17 protein-coding genes are annotated in these 22,329 nt (G+C 72.4%); 10 read left to right on the top strand and 7 right to left on the bottom strand.

The features are described 5' to 3' along the window. Window positions 1–49: 49 nt before the first annotated feature. From KZX17_RS02410 to KZX17_RS02400, 3 genes are all read right to left on the bottom strand, one after another. The gene (locus KZX17_RS02410) at window positions 50–4,810 is read right to left on the bottom strand and encodes an ATP-dependent helicase (RefSeq protein WP_248170948.1); all 4,761 of its coding nucleotides are present in this window, start codon (window positions 4,808–4,810) and stop codon (window positions 50–52) included. A 59-nt stretch (window positions 4,811–4,869) separates the two neighbouring features. After that, window positions 4,870–6,522: an ABC-F family ATP-binding cassette domain-containing protein gene (locus KZX17_RS02405; protein WP_248170950.1), complete on the bottom strand. Its 1,653-nt coding sequence runs from the start codon at window positions 6,520–6,522 to the stop codon at window positions 4,870–4,872. Between the two features lie 287 nt (window positions 6,523–6,809). After that, window positions 6,810–7,469 carry an alpha/beta hydrolase gene (locus KZX17_RS02400; RefSeq protein WP_248170951.1) on the bottom strand — a complete coding sequence of 220 codons (660 nt, stop codon included), beginning with the start codon at window positions 7,467–7,469 and terminating at the stop codon, window positions 6,810–6,812. A 71-nt stretch (window positions 7,470–7,540) separates the two neighbouring features. On the opposite strand from KZX17_RS02400, the gene KZX17_RS02395 reads away from it, so the two are divergent. Continuing rightward, entirely contained in the window at window positions 7,541–8,167 is a 627-nt protein-coding gene (locus tag KZX17_RS02395) for an NUDIX hydrolase family protein (protein ID WP_248170953.1), read from the top strand. Here the strand turns inward: KZX17_RS02395 and KZX17_RS02390 are convergent. Then, window positions 8,160–9,227 (bottom strand): low specificity L-threonine aldolase, encoded by a 1,068-nt coding sequence (locus KZX17_RS02390; protein ID WP_248170954.1) that lies wholly within the window; start codon window positions 9,225–9,227, stop codon window positions 8,160–8,162. The two genes, KZX17_RS02395 and KZX17_RS02390, sit on opposite strands and share 8 nt — an antisense overlap. Before the next feature lie 66 nt (window positions 9,228–9,293). Here KZX17_RS02390 and KZX17_RS02385 point away from each other — a divergent pair, with 66 nt between their 5' ends. Continuing rightward, window positions 9,294–10,727, top strand: coding sequence for an MFS transporter (locus KZX17_RS02385; protein ID WP_282443380.1), 1,434 nt, complete (start codon window positions 9,294–9,296; stop codon window positions 10,725–10,727). Between the two features lie 91 nt (window positions 10,728–10,818). On the opposite strand, the gene KZX17_RS02380 is transcribed toward KZX17_RS02385, so the two are convergent. Then, window positions 10,819–12,228, bottom strand: a complete 1,410-nt coding sequence (locus KZX17_RS02380; RefSeq protein ID WP_248170956.1) for a DUF6421 family protein — start codon at window positions 12,226–12,228, stop codon at window positions 10,819–10,821. 118 nt (window positions 12,229–12,346) lie between these two features. Between KZX17_RS02380 and KZX17_RS02375 the strand changes: the two genes are divergently transcribed. From KZX17_RS02375 to KZX17_RS02350, 6 genes are all read left to right on the top strand, one after another. After that, complete coding sequence (locus tag KZX17_RS02375; protein WP_248170958.1) at window positions 12,347–12,805, top strand: Lrp/AsnC family transcriptional regulator; 459 nt, start codon at window positions 12,347–12,349, stop codon at window positions 12,803–12,805. Window positions 12,806–12,868: 63 nt separating this feature from the next. Continuing rightward, window positions 12,869–13,828: a diacylglycerol kinase family protein gene (locus KZX17_RS02370; protein ID WP_248170959.1), complete on the top strand. Its 960-nt coding sequence runs from the start codon at window positions 12,869–12,871 to the stop codon at window positions 13,826–13,828. Window positions 13,829–13,884: 56 nt separating this feature from the next. Further along, window positions 13,885–15,069, top strand: a complete 1,185-nt coding sequence (locus KZX17_RS02365) for a histidine kinase (protein WP_248170960.1) — start codon at window positions 13,885–13,887, stop codon at window positions 15,067–15,069. After that, entirely contained in the window at window positions 15,066–15,707 is a 642-nt protein-coding gene (locus tag KZX17_RS02360; RefSeq protein ID WP_248170961.1) for a response regulator transcription factor, read from the top strand. The genes KZX17_RS02365 and KZX17_RS02360 overlap by 4 nt, the downstream gene beginning before the upstream one ends. 98 nt (window positions 15,708–15,805) lie before the next feature. Further along, window positions 15,806–16,567: an ABC transporter ATP-binding protein gene (locus KZX17_RS02355; protein WP_248170962.1), complete on the top strand. Its 762-nt coding sequence runs from the start codon at window positions 15,806–15,808 to the stop codon at window positions 16,565–16,567. Next, on the top strand, window positions 16,564–18,033 hold the full coding sequence (locus KZX17_RS02350; protein ID WP_248170963.1) for an ABC transporter permease: 1,470 nt from the start codon (window positions 16,564–16,566) through the stop codon (window positions 18,031–18,033). The genes KZX17_RS02355 and KZX17_RS02350 overlap by 4 nt, the downstream gene beginning before the upstream one ends. Before the next feature lie 54 nt (window positions 18,034–18,087). Here the strand turns inward: KZX17_RS02350 and KZX17_RS02345 are convergent, their stop codons facing one another. Beyond that, window positions 18,088–18,603: a hypothetical protein gene (locus KZX17_RS02345; protein WP_248170964.1), complete on the bottom strand. Its 516-nt coding sequence runs from the start codon at window positions 18,601–18,603 to the stop codon at window positions 18,088–18,090. Window positions 18,604–18,693: 90 nt separating this feature from the next. On the opposite strand from KZX17_RS02345, the gene KZX17_RS02340 reads away from it, so the two are divergent. Both KZX17_RS02340 and KZX17_RS02335 read left to right on the top strand, forming a co-directional pair. Further along, window positions 18,694–21,156 carry a glycoside hydrolase family 3 N-terminal domain-containing protein gene (locus KZX17_RS02340; protein ID WP_248170965.1) on the top strand — a complete coding sequence of 821 codons (2,463 nt, stop codon included), beginning with the start codon at window positions 18,694–18,696 and terminating at the stop codon, window positions 21,154–21,156. Further along, the gene (locus KZX17_RS02335; RefSeq protein WP_248170966.1) at window positions 21,153–21,827 is read left to right on the top strand and encodes a 2-phosphosulfolactate phosphatase; all 675 of its coding nucleotides are present in this window, start codon (window positions 21,153–21,155) and stop codon (window positions 21,825–21,827) included. Before KZX17_RS02340 ends, KZX17_RS02335 begins: the two co-directional genes overlap by 4 nt. Here KZX17_RS02335 and KZX17_RS02330 read toward each other — a convergent pair. Further along, window positions 21,814–22,302 (bottom strand): SprT-like domain-containing protein, encoded by a 489-nt coding sequence (locus tag KZX17_RS02330; protein WP_248170967.1) that lies wholly within the window; start codon window positions 22,300–22,302, stop codon window positions 21,814–21,816. The two genes, KZX17_RS02335 and KZX17_RS02330, sit on opposite strands and share 14 nt — an antisense overlap. Between the last annotated feature and the right edge of the window lie 27 nt (window positions 22,303–22,329).

Raw genomic sequence — 22,329 nt, 5'->3', positions numbered from 1 at the left:
ACCCCAAGCATCCGCTGCTCCCGACGCAGCCGTCGATCGTGCGCTGACGTCAGGCACGGGCCGGCTCCCGGGCACCCCGGCGAAGGGTGAGCCCCTTCGGGGACTCGACGAACCCGGCATCCCGGAGCGCCCGGCCGGCTGCCGTCGTGTAGACGAAGGCGCCGCTGACCTGCTCGATCGTCAGGGTGTCGAGCTTCCGTGCACGCGCGGTCTCGACGAGGCTGCGCGCGGCGGCGGCGAGGACGTCGTCCGCCTCGGTGAACGCGAGGGCGGTCCGGCCGCCCCGTTCGAGGTACAGCACGAGTGCGCCGTCGACGAGGACGACGAGACCGCCCGCCTTGCGGCCGGGACGATGGTTCACGCCCTCGATCGACGGCCAGTTGAGCGCAGCGCCGTAGGGGTTCGCGGGGTCGGTGGCGGCGAGGGTTCGCGCCGTGAGGGGCGCAGGCTCGGGCACCGAGGCGAACTCGCGCAGACGGTCGACGGTCGCGGAGGTGGCGAACTGCGCGGCGCCGAGCTTCTCGACGAAGTAGCCCCGCCGGCAGTGCCCGGCATCCTCGAACCCGGCGAGGATGCGGTAGACCTGCGCGAACCCGCCGGGCACGCCCTCCGACTGGACGGGCCCGCGTGTGACCACGCCGTAGCGCTCGAGCAGCAGACCCGCTGTCGCCGTCGCGCGAAGCGTCGCGTCGTCGCTGGGGAGCGGCAGCAGCGACCAGCGCCCGCCGACCATCGCGGGCCGCTGCGGCGCGGGGCGGGCTGCGGCGGCGATCGGGGTGCCGCGGAACATCCGGGTCCGAGGGGTGCGCCGTGTCACCCGGTGCGCCTGCGAACCGCCGCCGAGCAGGCCGCGGACGGGTGCGAAGGTGTCGTTGGTGACCCGCCCCGCCCAGGTCAGGTTCCAGAGCGCGTCGATGACCGACTGCTCGTTCGGCGCCTCGATCATGCCGGCGAGCTGGCCCGCGAAGAACGCGCCGCCGGCGCCGAGGGCGTCGAGGATCGACTGTTCGAAGGGCGTTGGCTCGTCCTCGGGGACCTGCAGGGTCAGGGATGCCGCATCCGCGGGGTGCAGGGCGATCCAGCCGTCGCGACCGGGCAGCGACCCGTGCCCCGACCACACGACCTCGCCGGTCGCGGTGAGCTCGTCGAGCAGGGCCGGGGAGTAGTCCCGCACGCGGGAAGGCAGGATGAGCGACTCCCACGCACTCGCCGGCAGCGGCACTCCGGCCAGCTGTTCGACGACGGCGAGCACGCCGTCCACGCCCTCGAGCGGCCGGGTGAGATGCTGCCAGACCGGCAGGAACCGCCCGAGCGCGTCGGGCGCGACCGGCTCGACACTGCCGCGGATGGCGGCGAGCGACCGCATCCGGATGCGGCGCAGCACCTCGCTGTCGCACCACTCGAGGTCGTCGGTGTGCGCCGAGTCCGTGGGCAGGAAGAAGCCGCTCGCGAGGCGTCCCTGCGCCTCGAGTCGTTGCAGCGTCTGCCGTGCCACAGCGCCGCCGACGCCGAGGCGGGTGGCGACGTCGGACGTCCGGAACGGCCCGTGGGTGCGCGCATAACGGGCGACGAGGTCGGCGAGCGGATCGGCGACCGGCTCGAGGAACGCCGTCGGGATGCCGACGGGCAGGGCCGCGCCGAGGGCGTCGCGCAGCCGTCCGGCGTCCTCGATGCCGGCGATCCGCGCCGCGCCCCCGAAGGTGACCCGGATCGCGCGGCGCGCGTCGACGAGCTCGTCGAGGAGCGCGGCGGCCACTGCCTCGGTCGCGGCCGGTGCCGGCGCGTCATCGTCCGGCGCAGCGCCTTCGAGCCGTTCGGCGACCTCGGCCGCGGACAGCGGCCCGAGCAGCCGCAGCAGGTCGGCGACGCCCTCGACCCCGCGCACGCGCCTCGTCGGATCGAGGCGCTGGAGCTCGCGCTCGTACTGCTCGATGACGCCGGGGTCGAGCAGTTCGCGCATCTCGATCTTGCCGAGGAGTTCGCTCAGCAGGGCCGGGTCGACCGACAGCGCGGCGGCGCGACGTTCGGCGAGGGGCGAGTCGCCTTCGTACATGAACGCGCCGACATATCCGAAGAGCAGGTCACGCGCGTACGGCGAGGGCGAGCTGGTCGTCGTCTCGACGAGACGGATGCGGCGGTCCGCGATGCTCCGCGTGATGCGCAGGAGAGCGGGCAGGTCGTAGACGTCCTGCAGCACTTCGCGGAGGGTCTCGAGGATGATCGGGAAGGTCGGGTGCTCCTTGGCGACCTCCAGCAGCTGCGCGGACCGCTGCCGCTGCTGCCATAGCGGCGACCGCTTGTTCGGGTTCAGCCGCGGGAGCAGCAGCGCACGGGCGGCGCACTCGCGGAACCGCGAGGCGAACAGCGCGGACCCGCCGACCTCCGAAGTGACGACCTGCTCGAGCTCGTCCGCATCGAAGACGAACAGCTCGGCACCCGGCGGCTCGGCATCCGTGTCCGGGACCCGCGCGATGATCCCGTCGTCGCTTGCGACAGCCGCTCCTTCGACGCCGAGCCGTTCGCGGATCCGCGCGTTGACGGCCAGCGCCCACGGTGCGTGCACGTGCATGCCGTACGGGGAATGCAGGATGACGCGCCAGTCGCCGACCTCGTCGCGCGAACGCTCGACGGTCAGCGTCTTGTCGGTCGGCAGGCTGCCGGTGGCCTCGCGCTGCTCGCCGATGTAGGCGAGCAGGTTGCCGATGGCGTTGTCGTCGAGGCCGGACTCGCGGAGTCGTTCGGTGGCCTTCTCGGGCTTCGACGTCGACAGCTCGCGCGAGAACTTGCCGAGCGCCTCGCCGAGCTCGGCCGGGCGGCCGAGTCCGTCGCCGTGCCAGAACGGGAGCTTGCCGGGTTGGCCGTACGCGGGGAGGACGTTGACGCGGTCGTGGGTGATCTCGACGATCCGCCAGCTTGTGGTGCCGAGGGTGAACACGTCGCCGACGCGGGATTCGTAGACCATCTCCTCGTCGAGCTCGCCGACCCGGGCGTTGCGGGCCTCGCCCGAGATGAAGACGCCGAACAGCCCCCGATCGGGGATCGTGCCGCCGCTGGTGACCGCGATGCGCTGGGCGCCCGGCCGGCCGGTGATGGTCCCGGCATCCCGGTCCCACACGACGCGCGGGCGCAGCTCGGCGAAGGCGTCCGACGGATAGCGGCCGGCGAGCAGGTCGAGCGTCGCCTCGTACGCCGAGCGGGGGAGCGAGCGGAAGGGCGCCGATCGCTTGATCGTCTCGAACCAGCCCTCGACGTCGAGCACGGCCACGGCGGAGGCCGCGATCGTGTGCTGCGCGAGGATGTCGAGCGGGTTCTGCGGCACCGAGATCGCCTCGATCTGGCCCGCCAGCATCCGCTCGGTCACGACGGCCGTGTGCAGGACGTCGCCCCGGTGCTTGGGGAACAGGGCCGCGCGGCTCACCTCGCCGACCTGGTGACCGGCGCGGCCGACGCGCTGCAGACCGGATGCCGCCGACGGCGGCGCCTCGACCTGGATCACGAGGTCGACGGCGCCCATGTCGATGCCGAGCTCGAGGCTGCTCGTCGCGACGACGCAGCGCAGCGCGCCGGACTTCAGCTCGTCCTCGACCTGTGCGCGCTGCTCCTTCGACACCGAGCCGTGGTGGGCCTTCGCGAGGATCGCCTCGACGCCGGCAGATGCCCCCGCCTGCGCCGCCCTGACCGCTCCTCCAGACGGCGCATTCGCGCCGCCCGGAGCCTCTGCGGCCGGGACCCTCATCGCCGCCGGCACCGTCTGGTCCGGCACCTCGATGCCGACCCGCTCGGCGTAGATCTCGTTGAGCCGTCCCGTCAGACGCTCGGCGAGGCGACGCGAGTTCGAGAAGACGATCGTGGACCGGTGGGCGAGGATGCGGTCGACGATCGCCTCTTCGACGTGCGGCCAGACGGATCCGGTCATCTCCGACGACTGCGGCGGCGTGTACCAGTTGCCGCCGTCGCCGTCATCGTCGTCGTCCGCGTCGACGGCGACCGGCTCCTCCTCTTCCGGCGCGCCGGGTGGGGGAGGCGGGTTGGTGAGGTCGTCGATGGGGACCACGACCGAGAGGTCGAACGCCTTGCTCGCCTTCGGGGCGACGATGTCGACGGGAGCCGCGCCGCCGAGGAAGCGGGCGACCTCGTCGATCGGGCGCACCGTCGCCGACAGGCCGATCCGCTGCGCGGGAGTGTCGAGCAGGGCGTCGAGGCGCTCGAGACTCACGGCGAGGTGCGCACCGCGCTTGGTCGCGGCGACCGCGTGGACCTCGTCGACGATGACGGTGTGGATGCCGCGGAGCGTCTCGGCCGCCTGCGAGGTCAGCATCAGATAGAGCGACTCCGGCGTCGTGATGAGGATGTCCGGCGGATCGGCGAGCAGGCGTCGCCGGTCGGCGGAGGGCGTGTCACCCGAGCGGACTCCCACCGTCACATCGGGCGCCGGCATCCCGAGCCTCCGGGCGGACTGCCCGATGCCCACCAGCGGAGAGCGCAGGTTGCGTTCGACGTCGACGCCGAGGGCTTTGAGCGGCGAGACGTAGAGCACGCGCGTGCGGGGCGGCGTGGCATCCGCCCGCTTCTTCTTCGGCTTCTGCTCGGCGGCCGCGGGTCTCTCTGCGACCTTGTCGCGGAAGATGCGGTCGAGCGCCCAGAGGAATGCCGACAGCGTCTTGCCGGAGCCGGTCGGCGCGACCACGAGGGCGTGCTTGCCGGCGGAGATGGTCTGCCACGCCCCGGCCTGCGCGTCGGTCGGCGCGTGGAAGGCGCCACGGAACCAGTCCTGCGTCGCAGGACTGAACCGCCCGAGGACATCCGCCATCTCCCCATCATCGCGCGGACCACCGACATCGGGCCGGGGCTTGCGCCCCGGCCCGCGCGTCAGCGCTCGGTCAGCCGGCCGTCCCGCAGCTCCAGCGTGAGGTCCGGACCCATCCGCGCGAGGAACGCGTCGTCATGGCTGACCACGAGCACCGCGCCGCGGTAGGCGGACACCGCGTCGACGAGCTGGTCGACCGTGTCGAGGTCGAGGTTGTTCGTCGGCTCGTCGAGCACCAGCAGGTGCGGCGGCGGATCGGCCAGCAGCAGGCGCGCGAGCGCCACGCGGAACCGTTCGCCTCCCGACAGCGCGGACACCGGCCGGTGCACCGTGTCGCCGCGGATGAGGAAGCGCGCGAGACGGTTCCGCAGCTCCACGTCCCCGGCACCCGGTGCTGACGCCCGGATGTTCGCCAGCACCGAGGCCGTGTCGTCGAGCCCGTCCACCCGCTGCGACAGGTACCCGATCCGGTCGGTGTGCGCGTCGGCGCGGACCGAACTCCGGATGGATGCCGCCTCCGCGCCCGTCGGAACCGGCCGGGCGACGTCTCGTCCGGAGAACGAGTCACCCGCCCACGCGACGAGCCGCTCGAGCAGCGTCGTCTTGCCGGCACCGTTCGGTCCGATGAGCGCCACGCGCTCGGGGCCCTGGATCACCCAGGAGTGCTCCCCGTCGCCGATCGTCGCGATGCGGCGGCCGGTGCCGACACCCGGATCCGGCAGGTCGATGCGCACCGAGTCGTCGTCGCGCACGCGCCGTCCGGCGGTGTCGACGGCGGCGCGGGCGGCATCCACCTTCTCGTTCGCCTCCACGCGCAGCCGGCCTGCCGTGACCTGCGCCGCCCGCTTCTTCGCGCCGAGCACGATGCGCGGCGCGCGACGCTCCGCAGCGGCGCGCTTGCCCTGGGCGGTACGGGTGGCGATGGCGGACTCCACCTGCTGGCGGTCGCGCTTCTCGCGCCGCAGCAGCTGCCGTGCCGCGGTCTCGGCCTGCGCCGCCGCGGCCTGCTCGGTGTCGAGCCACGTCTTCCATTCGGAGTACGGGCCGCCGAACACCGACAGTTCGTTCTCGTGCAGCTCGGCGGTGTCGTCGAGCTCGTCGAGCAGCGTCACGTCGTGACTGACGACGATGAGCGTGCCGCGCCAGGTGCGGACCAGCTCGTGCACGCGCGAACGTGCATCGCGGTCGAGGTTGTTCGTCGGCTCGTCCAGCAGTGCGATCTCGGCCCCGCGCAGCTGCACGCCGACCAGGGCCGCCAGCACGGCTTCGCCGCCCGACAGCTCGCCGACGCGCCGGTCCAGGGCGCCGTCCGGCAGGCCGACCTCGGCGAGGGCCGCCGTGGCCCGTGCCTCGACGTCCCAGTCGTCGCCGACAGTGTCGAAGTGGCGCTCGTCGACGTCGCCCTGCTCGATCGCCCGGACGGCGTCGAGCACCGCGCCGATGCCGAGCAGGTCGGCGACCCCGCGCGACGTGTCGAGCGTCAGCTGCTGGGGCAGCAGATCGACGCGTCCGGCGGTCGAGATCGATCCGGATGTCGGCTCGAGCGCGCCGGCGATGAGCTTCAGCAGCGTGGACTTGCCGGAGCCGTTCCGTCCGACGAGTCCGGTGCGGCCGCCGCCGAACGCTCCCGAGACCTCGCTCAGCGCGGCGGTGCCGTCAGGCCAGGCGAAGGTGAGGCGGTCGAGGGTGACCGCGGAGGTGAGGGTGGTGGGCATGTGCGCCTCCCTGTGGTGAGGGGTGCGCGGACGCGTGTGCCGACGATCCGGTCCGCAGCGCTCGGTGCGGCCGGGCAGCACGATGGTGCTGCGGTCGAAGGTCGACGGTCCGCGCTGGTCGGTGAATCGATCACCGGGCGGACCGTCGGCATCGTCCTCGAGGAGGGTCGACGGGTCAGCGCGGGATCACAGCGCGATCGCGTCGAGTGCCTTCAACGGCTCATCCTCACACTCGGGACAGGGACCGGGCCATGCTAGCCCCGATGCGGCACGGATGCCAGGGCCAGTCAGTCCTGCGTCGCCGCCAGCTGCTTCTCGAGGAAGGTCCGCACGTCGGCGAGCTCCTCCTCCGAGACGCTGTGCGTGAGACCGGGGTAGACCCGTCCGCTGAGGTCGACGTGGTCGGGCAGCCACTGCGCGGTGTGCTCGACCATTGCAGGGGAGATGACCTCGTCGCGCGCGCCGCGCCCCCAGAAGACGGATGGTGTGGCCTCGGCCAGCTCGGCGTCGCCCGGAAGAGCGCCGGGCAGGGCGAAGCCGGCGAGCACGACCGCGAAGTCGGCGGCTCGGGGACGCGTCCGGAGGATCTGCAGCGCCATCGCGCCGCCCTGTGAGAACCCCAGGAGACCGACGGATGCGGCATCCCCCCGCGCGCCGTCGAGCCAGGCGAGCACCGCGTCGACCGATGCGGCGACCTCGTCGGGGTCGCGGCGGCCGGGCCCCTCGAGCGCGAACCACGAGTGCCCGGGCGTCGGGAACGGCGGCGCGAGCGGCGCGCGGAGCGAGGCGACGACGAAGGCGTCCGGCAGAGAGGGGGAGAGACCGAACAGATCCTGCTCGTTCGAGCCGTAGCCGTGGAGGAGCACCAGCAGCGGGCGTCCCGCGCGCTCGTCGGCGGGCGCCGACCAGAGGACGGCGTCGGGATCGATCGTGAAGGCGTCGGCCATGCGTCCATCCTGCCGCAGGGGTGACGCGCACCGGGCTCGGGTGCGGCCATGCGCTCGGGTATACATGAGGCATGGCCGTCCGCACCCCTGACCCCGATCCCAACGAGCGCGACGACGACGGAGGCTCGCAGGATCCGCTGCGCGGGCTCGGGTCGTCGCTCGGACGGTCCGGCGCGGCGGGCAACCCCGCGTGGCTGAGCGACGTCGAGCTGACCGAGGCGCGCCGCCGACTGCCGATGCTCTATGTCGAGGCCGTCCCGGTGCGCCTCGACGGCATGGGCGCCGTCATCGATGTGGGCATCCTGCTGCGGGCGACGCCCGTCGGCGAGATCACCCGGACGATCGTGTCGGGGCGCGTCCGCTACGGCGAGACCGTGCGCGACGCGCTGTTCCGCCACCTCGAGAACGACCTCGGGCCGATGGCCTTCCCCCTGCTGCCGCCGCAGCCCGCGCCGTTCACCGTCGCGGAGTACTTCCCGATCCCGGGCGTGAGCGCGTTCCACGACGACCGGCAGCATGCCGTGTCGCTCGCGTTCGTGGTGCCCGTGACGGGGACGTGCGAGCCGCGGCAGGACGCGCTCGAGGTCACCTGGATGTCGCCGGAGGAGGCGTGCTCGGAGAGCCTCGCGGCCGAGATGGAGGGCGGGCGCTCGACGCTCGTCCGTCTCGCGCTCGCGTCGGTCGGGGCGCTCAGGTAGTCGTCAGGCGCGACAGCTCGGCGACGAACGCGTCGACGTCGGACTCCGCCGTGTCGAACGAGCACATCCAGCGGACCTCGTTCTTCGAGGCATCCCAGTCGTAGAACCGGAACGACTCGCGCAGCGCGTCCGCGACGCCGTCGGGCAGGATCGCGAAGACGCCGTTCGCCTGCGTCGGCTGGCTGAAGCGCACGCCCGAGATGGATCCGTCGGCGATGCCCGCCTCGACGGCCGAGCGCAGCCGCGCCGCCATGGCGTTGGCGTGCCGCGCGTTGCGCAGGAAGAGGTCGTCCTCGTAGAGCGCGATCAGCTGCGCCGAGACGAAGCGCATCTTCGACGAGAGCTGCATGTTGAGCTTGCGGAGATACGGCAGGCCCTGGGATGCCGCGGGGTCGAGCACCACGATCGCCTCGGCCGCGAGCGCCCCGTTCTTCGTGCCGCCGGCGCTGACGACGTCGACGCCCGCATCGAGGGTGAAGGCGCGGATCGGCAGGTCGAGTGCCGCGGCGGCGTTGGACAGGCGCGCGCCGTCGAGGTGCAGGCGCATGCCGCGGGCGTGCGCGTGGTCGGCGATGGCGCGGATCTCGTCGGGCGTGTACAGCGTGCCGAGCTCGGTGGACTGCGTGATCGAGACGACGAGCGGCTGCGCGCGGTGCTCGTCGCCCCAGCCCCACGCCTCGCGGTCGACGAGCTCGGGGGTGAGCTTGCCGTCGTCGGTGGGGACGTTCAGGATCTTGATGCCCGCGACCTTCTCGGGAGCGCCGCCCTCGTCGACGTTGATGTGGGCGGTGGATGCCGCGACCACGGCGCCCCAGCGGGGGAGCATCGACTGCAGGCCGGTCACGTTCGCACCGGTGCCGTTGAAGACGGGGAAGGCCTGTGCGTCGTCGCCGAAGTGCCGCGCGAACACCTGCTGCAGTCGCTCGGTGTAGACGTCCTCGCCGTAGGCGATCTGATGCCCCTCGTTCGCCGCGGTGAGGGCGGCGAGGACCTCGGGGTGCACGCCCGAGTAGTTGTCGCTGGCGAAGGAGCGGATCGTCGGGTCGTGGAGCGTCGTCACCCCTCCAGCCTAGGTCGATCCCGCCTCTCCCTTCCCCGTGTCCGAGGCCCGCAGTAGCCTCGCCGCATGAGCGACGCGACGCCGCAGGCAGCCATGCCCGAACGCACCGTCCCTCCCGGGGGCATGCGGACGTTCCTGCACGTCCTCGTCAACACCGCGGTCGCGAACGTGACGACGAGCTTCCTCTGGTTCGCGCTGACCTTCTGGGTGTACCTCGAGACCGAGTCGGTCCTCGCGACCGGCATCATCGGCGGCGCCTACATGCTGCTCCTGGCGGTGTTCGGGATGGTGTTCGGCACGCTCGTCGATCGCTTCCGCAAGCACGCCGTCATGGTCTTCTCGGGTGTGTTCACCCTGGCGGCGTTCCTCGCCGCCGGGGCGATCTACCTCGCCCAGCCGGAGTCGGCGATCCTCGACCTCGGCGGCCCGTGGTTCTGGCTCTTCTCGGGCATCATCCTCACCGGCGCCGTCGTCGAGAACCTCCGCAACATCGCACTCTCCACCACCGTGACCCTCCTCGTCCCCACCGCCCGGCACGCGAACGCGAACGGCCTCGTCGGCACGGTCCAGGGCATCGCGTTCATCGTGACGAGTGCGCTCTCGGGTCTCGCGATCGGCTTCGTCGGCATGGGGTGGACGCTCGCCGTGGCGATCGCCTTCACCGCGGTGCCGCTCGTCCATCTGCTCTTCGTGCGCATCCCCGAACAGGCGCCGACACCCGACCCGGGATCGAAGATCCTCGACATCCGTGGCGCGGCTGCGGCGATCCGCGCCGTGCCGGGACTGTTCGCCCTCATCCTCTTCTCGACGTTCAACAACCTCATCGGCGGCCTCTACATGGCGCTCATGGATCCGTACGGACTCGAGCTCTTCGATGTCAGGATCTGGGGCGTCGTGCTCGCCGTGACCGCCACCGGCTTCCTCATCGGCGGCGGCATCATCGCGGCCAAGGGGCTCGGCAGGAATCCGATCCGAACGCTGCTGCTCGCGGTCGCGGCGATGGGACTGCTGGGTGCGGTCTTCACGCTGCGGGAGTGGTGGTGGCTCTACGCCCTCGGCATCTGGGCGTACATGACGCTGGTCCCCGTCATCGAGGCGGCTGAGCAGACCGTCATCCAGAAGGTCGTGCCGTTCGAGCGGCAGGGTCGCGTCTTCGGGGCGGCGACCGCGCTCGAGGTCTCGACCGGTCCGATCACGTCGTTCGCGATCGCGCCGATCGCGGAGTTCTGGGTCATCCCGTACCTGCGCACCGACGAGGGCGAGCGCACCTGGTCGTGGCTGCTCGGCGAGGGCGAGATGCGCGGCATCGCGCTGATCTTCCTGATCGGCGGTCTCATCATGGTCGCCGCCGCCCTGGCCGCGTTCCTCTCCCGGTCGTACCGGACGCTGTCGGCCGAGTACCGCGACGCCCCCGAGTCGGCTGCAGCGGATGCCGGTGACCCGGCCCCGGGCATCCCGACGAGCTCCCGCGAGGCAGCGGGCGGCGTCGGCGGAGACTGAGCCGCCGGCGGAGACTGAGCCGGACGACGCAGGCGCCGGCTTCGGCGCCCGGATCCCCCGATCCCGGGCGCCGAAGGTCTCTGCGCGTCGCTCAGGCGTCGGTGGCGCGGATGCCGGCGACGCCGGCGATGACCGGCCGCATCTTCTTCTCGAGGGCCTCGAAGAACATCGACAGCGGGAACTCGTCGTCGAGGACCGCGTCGGTGTACCCCTTCGGCGGGCCGGCGAGGATCTCGTCGGACAGCCCGCGGGCCCACTGCGACGCGGGGTGCGGGGTGACGGTCGTGCGCACGAGGTCGTACGCGGCGAGCCAGTGTGCGACCTTGGGCCGGTCGATCGACTCCCAGTAGAGCCGGTCGATCGCGTCGCTCAGCGCGATGACGGCGTCGGCGACGCGGTCCCACTCGAACGCGAGCGAGGTGTCGGTCCAGTGCAGGACGCCGCGCTGGTGCAGCCAGGCGAACAGCAGCTGGCCGCCGAGCCCGTCGTAGTTGCGGACGCGGGTGCCCGTGATCGCGAAGCGGAAGATCCGGTCGAAGATCACCGCGTACTGCACGAGGCCGGCGTGCTCGAGCATCTCGCCTTCGGCATCCGTCAGCGACGCCTTCGCCGACAGGTCGCGCTCGATCGAGACGCACTCGCGGAACGCGGTGAGGTCGCACCGGAGCTCTTCGAGCGAGTACAGGAAGAACGGCATCCGCTGCTTGATCATGAACGGGTCGAACGGCAGGTCGCCCCGCATGTGCGTCCGGTCGTGGATGAGGTCCCACATGACGAACGTCTTCTCGGCGAGACGCTGGTCGTCGAGCAGGCGGGCGGCGGCCTCGGGGAGCTCGAGGCGGGTGATCTCGGATGCCGCCCGCACGACGCGGCGGTAGCGCGCCGCCTCGCGATCCTGGAAGATCGCGCCCCACGTGAAGGTGGGGATCTCGCGCATCGCGACGGTCTCGGGGAAGAGGACGGCCGAGTTCGTGTCGTAGCCCGGGGTGAAGTCGAGCAGGCGGAACGAGACGAACAGGCGGTTCGTGTAGGTCTGCTCGAGCTCGCCGATGAACTCCGGCCAGATCGTCTCGACGAGCACCGCCTCGACCTTGCGGTCGCGGGTGCCGTTCTGCGTGTACATCGGGAAGACGACCAGGTGCCGCAGCCCGTCGACGCGGTGCTGCTGCGGCTGGAATGCGACGAGGGAGTCGAGGAAGTCGGGCACGCCGAAGCCGTCCGACGCCCAGCGGTCGAAGTCCGCCATGCTCGCGTCGAGGTAGGCGGCGTCGTGCGGGAAGGCGGGCGAGAGCGCGCGGATGCCGGCCGTGATCGCCTCGACGTGCGCGCGGGCCGCGTCGTGGTCGGCGGGTTCGGGCACCGAGCCGTCGGTGGTCTGCAGGTCCTGCAGGGCGGTCGCGGCATCCCGCAGCATCGCCCAGGCGGCGGAGGTCTCGGCCTCGCGGGCGTCTTCGACGACCTCGGGCATTCCGATGATCGTCGATGTGGTGACGGTGCTCATGGTGGACCTCCTATCGGTTCCTCACGGTCTGCTCGCGATGTGACGAGAAGATTTCCGGTGTTTCCAGCGTACGGCCGTAAGGATCGCGTGTGCAACACGCCTGCGGTAGCGTCGGGTCGTGCCCGCAGACGAGACCGACTCCGCCGACGCCGCGATCATCGCCGCCCTCTCGGGCAACGCGCGCGCGACGCTCGCCGAGCTCTCCGCCGTCGCGGGGCTCTCGGTCTCGGCGACGCAGGCTCGCGTCCGTCGCCTCGAGGCCCGCGGCCTGATCTCGGGGTACCGCGCCGTCATCGACCCGGAGATCGCCGGCAAGCCGCTCGCGGCGTTCGTCGAGATCACCCCGCTCGACCCGGCACAGCCCGACAACGCGCCCGAGCTGATCGCGCACCTCGACGAGATCGAGGCGTGCCACTCGATCGCGGGCGAGGCGGCGTACATGCTCTTCGTCCGCGTCGCGACGCCGCGGGATCTCGAGCGGCTCATCCGCGACATCCGGTCGGCGGCGTCGGTCAACACCCGGACCACCGTCGTGCTGCAGACCTTCTTCGAGCACCGCCCGATCTCGCCGGCGTGACGCGGCCACCGATCGGGTGTCAAGAGGGCGACGGCGGCGCGGGCCCGCGCCTACCGTGAAGGGATGAGCGGCAGCCCGAGCGACACGTCCACCGGCAGCGGCGTCCTCGTCATCGCGAACAGCCGCTCGGGCGCCTCACTGGGGCGGCCGGACCGCGTCCCCGACGTCCGTCGACGGATGCCGGGCGCCACCGTCCGCGAGCTGGGCGAGAACGAGACGCTCGACGACGTCGTCGCAGCAGCCGTCGCGGGCGACCAGCCGCCCCAGGTCCTCGGCATCCTCGGCGGCGACGGTTCCGTCTCCCGGGCCGCACACCTCGCCCGCGCGCACGACCTGACGCTTCTGGTCCTCCCGAACGGCACGTTCAACCACTTCGCCCGGTCGGCGGGCATCGAGGACGTCGACGCGGGCCTCGACGCCTACACGACGGGGGAGGTCCGCGCCGTCGCGGTGGCCGAGGTGTCGGTCGACGACGGCGACCCCATCACCGTGCTCAACGCCGTGTCGCTCGGGGCATACCCCGAATTCCTCGCCGAGCGCGAGCGTCGCACGAGTCTCGGCAAGTGGTGGGGCGGGGCGGTCGCCGCGTGGCGCGAGATGCACGGTGCGCACGCCGTCGACATCGTCCGGGGCGGCAAGCGGGCGTCGGTCTGGTCGGTCTTCGCCGGGGTCGGCCGCAACGATCCCGACCACATCGCGACCATGCAGCGCGCGACGCTCGACGACCCGGTCGTCGACGTGCGCGTGCACCATGCGCGCGGCTCGCGGGCGAGGGCGATGGCCTCGCTCGCATTCGGCAAGAACACCGTCCGGGTGCTCCGTGCGCTACGGGTGATGCCCCCGGCATCCGACATCGAGCGCATCATCGACGAGGACTTCGACATCGTCGTGCAGCCGGGCAGCGCGCCCGACATCTGGGTGCACGACGGCGAGCTCGAGAAGGTCGGTGCCGACGGCTTCCGGATGCGGGTGCGCGCCGTCGCGCAGGGGCTGCGGGTCTACCTGCCTCAGCGCGGCGTCTGATCGCATACATCTCCAGGCGGATGCGGCCGCTCGCCCCGAGCGCGTACCGTCGGAGGGTGTTCCGCTCGCTCCGCCCGTACCAGGTCGCCGTCGACGCGGCCCTGGCGGTGCTGTTCGCCCTCATCGCCCTGCCGTATGAGCTCGGGACGAGCTCCTTCCAGCCGGTGAGCGACATCTCGGCGCTGCCCGTCGTCGGGCTGATGGCGGCTGCCCTCGGCCTCCGGCGATTCTCGCCAGGCCTCGCGCTCGGCGTCGCATGGCTCGCAGCGATCGTGCAGATGGGACTCGGACGCGGGCCCGGCTTCGCGGACATCGTGGTCTTCGCCGTGCTCTACACCTCGGCCGCCTACGGCAGCCGGCTCGTCTTCTGGCTCGGGTTCTCGTCGGTCATCGTCGGCGCCGGCACGATCACGGCGTACCTCTTCCGCTGGGCGTTCGTCGGCAGCGGCAGCCTGTCCGACATCCCGACGCTCATCTTCGTCCTGCTGGCGGCGCTGTTCGCGCTCGGCCTCTCGTGGACGGCCGGTGCGCTGGTCCGCACCGCGCTCCGCGCCCGGGCCAACCGCGCGGCGCAATCGCGAGCCGAGGCCGAGACCGCCGCCGAGCAGGAGCGGACGCAGATCGCCCGCGACATGCACGACATCGTCGCCCACTCGCTCGCGGTGATCATCGCGCAGTCCGACGGCGCACGGTACGCCGCCGCATCCGATCCGGCCGCCCAGACCGAGGCCCTCGGCACCATCGCGACCACGGCGCGGGCGGCGCTCTCGGACGTCAGGCTGCTCCTCACGCAGCTGCGGCACTCGCAGTCCGACGGGCCGCAGCCGACGCTCGCCGACCTCGAGCAGCTCTACGCGCAGGTGCGGGCGGCCGGTGTCCAGCTGCGCGTCGACGTCGATCCGGCGCCGCGCGGCGACGTGGCGGCATCCGTCCAGCTCGCGGTGTACCGGATCCTGCAGGAGGCGCTCACGAACGCGCTCCGCCACGGCGGCGACGGAGGGGTCGACGTCAACCTCGCGTGGCACGACGACCGGGTCGAGCTGACGGTGCGCAACGCGGTCTCGGACGGGTCGGATGCCGCGGATCGGCCTGCCGGCGGCCACGGGCTGATCGGCATGCGGGAGCGCGCGCAGCTCATCGGCGGCACCCTCGAGGCGGTGCCGATCGACGGGGCTTTCGTGGTCCGCGCGAACCTGCCCACCGGCGCCCCCGCCGCCCGGAACGAGGAGCACACCCGATGAGCGTCATCCGCGTCGTCCTCGTCGACGACCAGGCCCTCTTCCGCGCCGGCATCCGCATGGTCGTCGCCTCGCAGCCCGACCTCGAGGTCGTCGGCGAGGCGTCCGACGGCGCGCAGGCGATCGAGGTCGTCCGACAGACCCGACCCGACGTCGTCCTCATGGACATCCGGATGCCGGTGATGGACGGGCTCGCCGCGACCGAGGCCCTGCTCGCCGACGCCGACCCGCCCAAGGTGGTCATGCTGACGACATTCGACCTCGACGAGGCGGCGGCCCGCGCCATCCAACGCGGCGCCAGCGGGTTCCTGCTGAAGGACGCCGACCCGGAGTTCCTGCTGGCGGCCATCCGCACGGTGCACGCCGGCTCCTCGGTGATCGCCGCCGCGGCGACACGGGAGCTGTTCGCGCAGCTGCACGAACCGGTGCGGGCGGTGCCGCCGTCCTTCCAGGAGCTCACCGAGCGCGAGCGCGAGATCTTCGCGCTCGCCGCACGAGGACTCTCCAACGCCGAGATCGCAGCGCGGGAGTTCCTCTCCGAAGCCACCGTGAAGACCCACGTCAGCCGCATCCTGTCGAAGCTGTCGCTGCGAGACCGCGTGCAGCTCGTCGTCTTCGCCTTCGAGCACGGTCTGGCCTGACCCCGCCGCACGGCCTCCCCGGGATCATCCTCGGGATGTACGCCGCCGCGACGATGGGCCGATGCGGCGGGCCGGGGGCCGTCCGTAGCGTCGGAGACATGCAGATCACGACCACCGAGATGGGCCTCGCCGCCCGCGTCCAGAACCTCACGAAGACCTATGGCGGGGGCGAGTCCGCCGTCCGAGCGCTCGACGACGTCACCGTCGGCATCCGACGCGGCGAGTTCACCGCGATCATGGGCCCGTCGGGCTCGGGCAAGTCGACGCTCATGCACATCATGGCGGGGCTCGACGCACCGGCATCCGGTGCCGTCTGGATCGGCGACACCGAGATCACCGGGCTGTCGGACGTGGAGCTCACGATCCTGCGCCGCCGCCGCGTCGGGTTCGTGTTCCAGTCGTTCAACCTCGTGCCGACGCTCGACGCGATCGGCAACATCCTGCTGCCGTTCGACCTCGACGGCCGCCGCCCCACGTCGCAGGAGCACACCCGCATCGACGGGCTCGTCGCCAGCCTGGGGCTGGGCCCGCGCCTGCGCCACCGTCCGCACCAGCTCTCGGGCGGACAGCAGCAGCGCGTCGCCATCGCCCGCGCGTTGGCGACGGCGCCCGACCTCGTCTTCGCGGACGAGCCGACCGGCAACCTCGACTCCCGCAGCGGTCGCGAGGTGCTGTCGCTGCTCGCGGCAGCCAGCCGGGACCACGGGCAGTCGATCGCGATGGTGACGCACGACCCCGTCGCCGCCTCGTACGCCGACCGCGTCCTGTTCCTCGGCGACGGGCGCATCGTGGCCGACAAGCCCCGCCAGACCGCCGAGCAGATCTCGACGCACATGCTGCAGACGGAGGTGGCGGCATGACCGCCCTCGTATCCCACGTCGACGCGCCCGCCGTCGCTGTCGAACCCGCGCGGCTGTCGCGCCTCGCGTGGCTCCGCGAACGCGGCATGGGGGCGACGATCCTCGTCTCGGCGATCTCGACGGCGTTCGGCGTCGTGCTCCTCTCAGCGACCGGCTACATCGCGGCGGTGTTCGCCGCCAACCCGCTCTACGGGTCCTCCGACACGCTCACATTGATCCTCGGCATCCTGAGCGGGGTCCTGCTGTCGGTCGCCGTCTACGTCGCCGCCATCGTCACGGCCAACACGTTCTCGACGATCATCGCGGGCCGCACCCGGCGCATCGCGCTGCTGCGTCTGATCGGCGCGACGGCGCGTTCCCAGCGCAGCGAGGTCGCCGGACAGGGGTTCGTCGTGGGCGCCGTCGGCGCGGTCGCGGGGCTCGTGCTCACGGTGCTCGCGGTCGTGCTGGCGATCCCCCTCCTCGACCGGGTCCTCGGCGTCGCCTCGGGCTACGCCGCCGTGCAGCCCGTCCTCGTCGTCCCCGCGATCGCCGTCGTCCTCACGACGTGGCTCGCCGCGTGGGCGGGGTCGCGGCGCGTGCTGACGGTGACGCCGCTCGAAGCGCTCGGGGGGTCGGTCGAGCGCTCGCGCGACGAGATCGCCGAGCGTCGCGGTCGGCGCGTCGTCGCGATCGTGCTCGGCGTGATCGGCGTGATGCTCCTCGGGGGCGGGCTGCTCCTGGGCGCGCTCAGCCCGATCGGCGTCGTGGTCGCGTTCTTCGGCGGTCTCTGCTCCTTCACCGCGGTCTCGCTCAGCGCCGTGTCGATCATGCCGCCGCTCCTGAAGGCGACCGGTCGCCTCTTCGGCCGTTCGGTCACGGCGCGCCTGGCCGCTGAGAACGCCGTCCGGTACCCGGAGCGCTCGAGCCGCATGGCCATCGGCGTGGTGATGGGCGTCGCGCTCGTGGTGATGTTCGCCGTCGCCGCGGAGTCGGTGAAGGCCCTCGTCTCAGCGTCGGGTGGCGGGGTTCCCGATCCCGCGTTCGACCAGATGATCGACACGTTCTCGACGGTCATGATGAGCCTCGTCGCGGTCAGCGCCGTCATCGCGGCGGTGGGACTCGTGAACCTCCTCACGATCGGCGTCGTGCAGCGCCGTCGCGAACTCGGCCTGCTGCGCGCGCTCGGCCTCACGTCGGCACAGATCCGGCGCATGGTGCTCATCGAGGCGGCGCACGTCACGATCACCGCGCTGCTCTTCGGATTGACGCTCGGCGTCCTCTACGGATGGGTCGCGGCCCAGTCGCTCCTCGGCTCGGTCGCCATGCCCCCGTCGTGGACGGCGCCGACCTTCGTCGCACCCGCCGTGCCGTGGCTGCCCGTGGTCGTCGTCGTGCTCGCGACCGCCGCGCTCACGCTGGCCGCGGCTGTCGCACCGACGCGCATCGCGACGCGGACGGCGCCCGTCGAAGCGCTCGCCGAGTGATCAGGCCCGCCCCGTGCGACCGTCCGGTCGCGCGGGGCGTCGGCGCGGGACGCCTCAGGCCGGTCCATCCGCCTCGGGCGCCGGGGGCTCGTACGACCAGGTGGGTGCCAGCGCCCGCAGGCGCAGGCCGCGGTACTGCCACGTCGCCCACAGGACCGGCCACAGCGGCAGGGCGGTCGCACCGCCGATCGTCAGCCGATCGCGCCACAGCGTCTTCGTCGGGTCGCCCGGCAGGGGGCTGACCGCCATCTGGTGGTCCCACACGTCGAGGGTCGCGAGCGGGCCGGTGAGGGGGATGCCACTGTCGCGGAGGATGCGGACGGCGCCGTTCGAGTCCTCGGTGAATCGATCGCTCACGTGGATGAGCTGCTGTCCGGCGGGGAACAGCCCCAGCGCCCGGATCTCGACCGGCACGTCTGCGCCGTTCTCGAGCGAGGTCGGCAGCTCGGCCGCCATCGGGCCCATTTCGAGCAGCGGCCCGTAGAGCTCGGCGATGGCGCGCGGGGAGTGGAGCGCCCGCCATGCGGCGTCGGCGGTGCAGTCGAGCTCGAGCTTCAGGAGGATCCGCATCCCCCGAGTCTCGCATCCCCGCCGCGGCGCCGGTATGGTGGGAGCGCTCCCACGCGGCTCCGGCCGCATCCGTCGTCCCGAGAGAACCCCATGCCCCTGGATCCCGCCATCGAGTCGGGCGACCGCTCGCACACCCTCGCACCCGTCGAGTCCGTCGCCCAGATCTCGACGCTGCTGCTCGACACCGACCCCACGCTCGACCCGGCGCTTGCCGCGGCAGCCAGGACGGCCGCGGGCGAGGGCGCCGTGCTGCTGACCAACGACGGCACCCTCCCGCTCGGCAGCCGCTCCGTCGCCGTCTTCGGCCGCGTGCAGATCGACTGGTTCGCCGTCGGGTACGGGTCGGGCGGCGACGTCAAGGTGCCGTACATCTGGAACCTCCTCGCGGGCCTCCGCGACGCCGGCGTGCGGGTCGACGAGCAGCTGGCCTCGCGCTATGCGACGTGGTCCGCGGCGAACCGGCCGGTGTTCACCGCGACGTGGGGTCAGTGGCCGCACCACTTCCCCGAGATGCCGATCGACGTCGCCGACGTCGAGGCGGCGGCATCCCGTGCCGACACGGCCGTCGTCGCTCTCGGCCGCGCCGCCGGCGAGGCCCGTGAGAGCGTCTTGGAGCCCGGCAGCTACTACCTGACGGAGGACGAGCGGACGCTGCTCGACGCCGTCACCGCGCACTTCGACCGCACCGTCGTCGTCCTCGACGCCGGCAACGTCATGGACCTGGCGTGGCTCGCCGAATACGGCGACCGCATCGGTGCGGTGCTGTACGCCTGGCAGGGCGGCATGGAGGGCGCCCGCGCGATCGCCGGTGTCCTGGCCGGCGAGTCGTCGCCGAGCGGAAAGCTCACCGACACCATCGCCCGCTCGTACGCGGACTATCCGAGCGCCCCGAACTTCGGGCATCCCGATGCCAATGAGTACGCCGAGGACGTCTTCGTCGGCTACCGCTACTTCGAGACCTTCGCGCCCGAGCGCGTGCTCTTCCCGTTCGGGTTCGGTCTGTCGTACACGACCTTCGGGGTCCGCACCGATGCGACGATGCGGGATGCCGGCCGTCTCGGCCTCGAGGTCACGGTGACCAACACGGGCGCCACCGCCGGCCGAGAGGTCGTGCAGGTGTACACCGGGGCGCCGGACGGGGCGCTCGGAAAGCCTGCGCGTCACCTCGCGGCCTTCGCCAAGACGGGGGAGCTGTCTCCCGGCGCGTCCGAGACGCTGCACCTCGAGGTGCACCTCGACGACCTCGCCTCGTACGACGACGGCGGCGCCACGGGCCACCGCAGCAGCTGGGTGCTCGAGGCGGGCGCGTACCCCGTGTTCGTCGGCACCGACGTGCGGTCGGCGGCGCAGGTCGCCGCGTTCGACATCGCGGAGCTCCGGGTCGTCCGCGCGCTCGCCGAGGTCGCCGCGCCCGTCGTGCCCTTCGAACGGATCACGCTCGCCCGCAGGGCCGATGGATCGGCGGTCATCGCGCGCGAGCCCGTCCCCACCTCGACCGTCTCGCGCGCCGACCGGGTGCGAGCGATGCTGCCGCCCGAGGTCGCGCCGACCGGTGACCGGGGGATCGGACTCGCGGACGTGGCGGCCGGTACCGCATCCCTCGACGGGTTCGTCGCGCAGCTGACCGACGAGGAACTCTCGCTCCTCGCCCGCGGCGACGTCACGATGCACAGCCCGCTCGGTGCCCCGGGCAATGCGGGGGTCCTCGGCGGCGTCTCGGCGTCGCTCCGGGCGAAGGGCGTGCCGCCGATCACGACGACCGACGGCCCGAGCGGGCTGCGGCTGTCGGCCTACGCATCGCTGCTGCCGTCGGGCACCGCGCTCGCATCGACCTGGAACGCGCCGCTCGTGGAGGAGGTCGCCGCCCTGCACGGGCAGGAGATGCTCCGGAAGGGCTCGGACGTCCTGCTGAGCCCGGGGATGAATATCCACCGCGACCCGCTGTGCGGGCGCAATTTCGAGTACTTCAGCGAGGACCCGGTGCTCACCGGCCGCATGGCCGCCGCCGTCGTCCGCGGCGTGCAGAGCGCGGGGGTCTCGGCGTGTCCGAAGCACTTCGCCGCCAACAACCAGGAGACCAACCGCACCCGCAACGACTCCCGCGTCTCGGAGCGCGCGCTCCGCGAGATCTACCTGCGCGGGTTCGAGATCTGCGTACGCGAGGCCGCGCCCCGGACGATCATGACGTCGTACAACCAGATCAACGGCGTCTGGGCGCACTATCACCACGACCTCGTGACCGTCGTGCTCCGCGAGGAGTGGGGGTACGAGGGCGTCGTCGTCACCGACTGGTGGATGGAGGATGCCGTCGACCCCGACTTCCCGGCCCTCGCCGACAACGCCTATCGGGTCCGCGCCCAGGTCGACGTGCTCATGCCGGGAGGGGTGAAGACGGATGCCGGGCCCCAGGCCTACGCCGACGACACGATCCTCGAGTCGCTCGCCCGTGACGGCGGCCTGACTCGGGGAGAGCTGCAGCGCACGGCGCGGAACGTCCTCCGCCTCGCGCTCGCGCTGAAGCCGGTCGTCGACGCTCGTACGCTGGAGGAATGACCGCGAGCGCCTTCGATCAGTCCCGCTACCAGCTGCGCTTCGACTGGGGCGTGGCCGGGCTTCGACGACTCGCCCCGGCCGACGTGGTCGTGGTCGTGGACGTGCTGCGCTTCTCGTCCACGGTGTCGGCGCAGGTCGCCGGGGGCGAGGCCGTGCCGCACGGCGAGGCGGCGCACGAGATCTCGCGGAACGGGGCCGCCGTCGCGTCCGCCGCGGCGGACGCCGGTGCCGTGGTCTTCGCGGGGTGTCTGCGCAACGCGACGGCGGTCGCGCGCGCAGTCCTCGCCGAGCAGAACCGTCGAGCGGCGCGAACGAGCGTCAACGTCATCGCCGCCGGCGAACTGGCGGGGCACGGGGACACCGCGGTCCTGCGGTTCTCCGTCGAGGACCAGCTCGGCGCGGGCGCCGTCTTCGCGGCCCTCGAGTCGCTCGGCCTCGACCACTCGTCGCCGGAGGCCGCCGCCGCATCCGAAGCGTTCCGCGGGCTGCGTTCGGCCGTCCGTCACCTGCTGACGGCGAGCGGATCCGGTCAGGAGCTGCTCGAGGCCGGCAACCGCGCCGAGGTGCAGGCCGCGGCGGCGCACGATGCCGACGACGCGGTCCCGGTCCTGCGCGGCGACGTGTGGCGCGCCTATCCGTTCGAGTCGGCCGAGGCGATCAGCGCGGAGTGAGCGCCGCCCGCCGCGTCTCGGCGGTGATCTCGCGCCGCCGCCAGGTGATGAGGTGGCGCTCGTCGAACGTCGGCGCGCAGCGCGCGCACGACGTCGCGCGGGTGGCCTTGCGGTGCCGGAAGGCGACGTGACCGGCGGGGCACACCCCGACCCACGGCGCGAGCTCGGTGGCCGTCTCGCCCCGGTGCGTCACACCGCCGGTGTACCCGAGCGAGCGCGCGACCCGCTTCCACTCGATCCCGTGACCGGCCGCGGCGCCTGCGAGCGCATGGGCGATCTCGTGGAGGATGGTCTGCCGATTGGTCTCGTCGTCGTACCGGGCCGACAGGTACCGCGAGAGGGTGATGCGCTTGCGGAGGTAGTCGCACGCGCCCGCGCGGCGCTTGGCGTTGTCGAACGCGAAGCTCCACGAGGCGTCGAGGTGGACGCCCAGGAGCGCGTCGGCCTCGCGGCGCACATCGATGAGGTCACTCATGCGGACACCGTAGGACGGGGGTACGAC

This window comes from Microbacterium sp. EYE_78, from assembly GCF_023149035.1.
Lineage (GTDB): Bacteria > Actinomycetota > Actinomycetes > Actinomycetales > Microbacteriaceae > Microbacterium.
The sequence above is the reverse complement of the archived record's forward strand: the minus strand, read 5'-3'. Positions and strand labels throughout refer to the sequence as shown.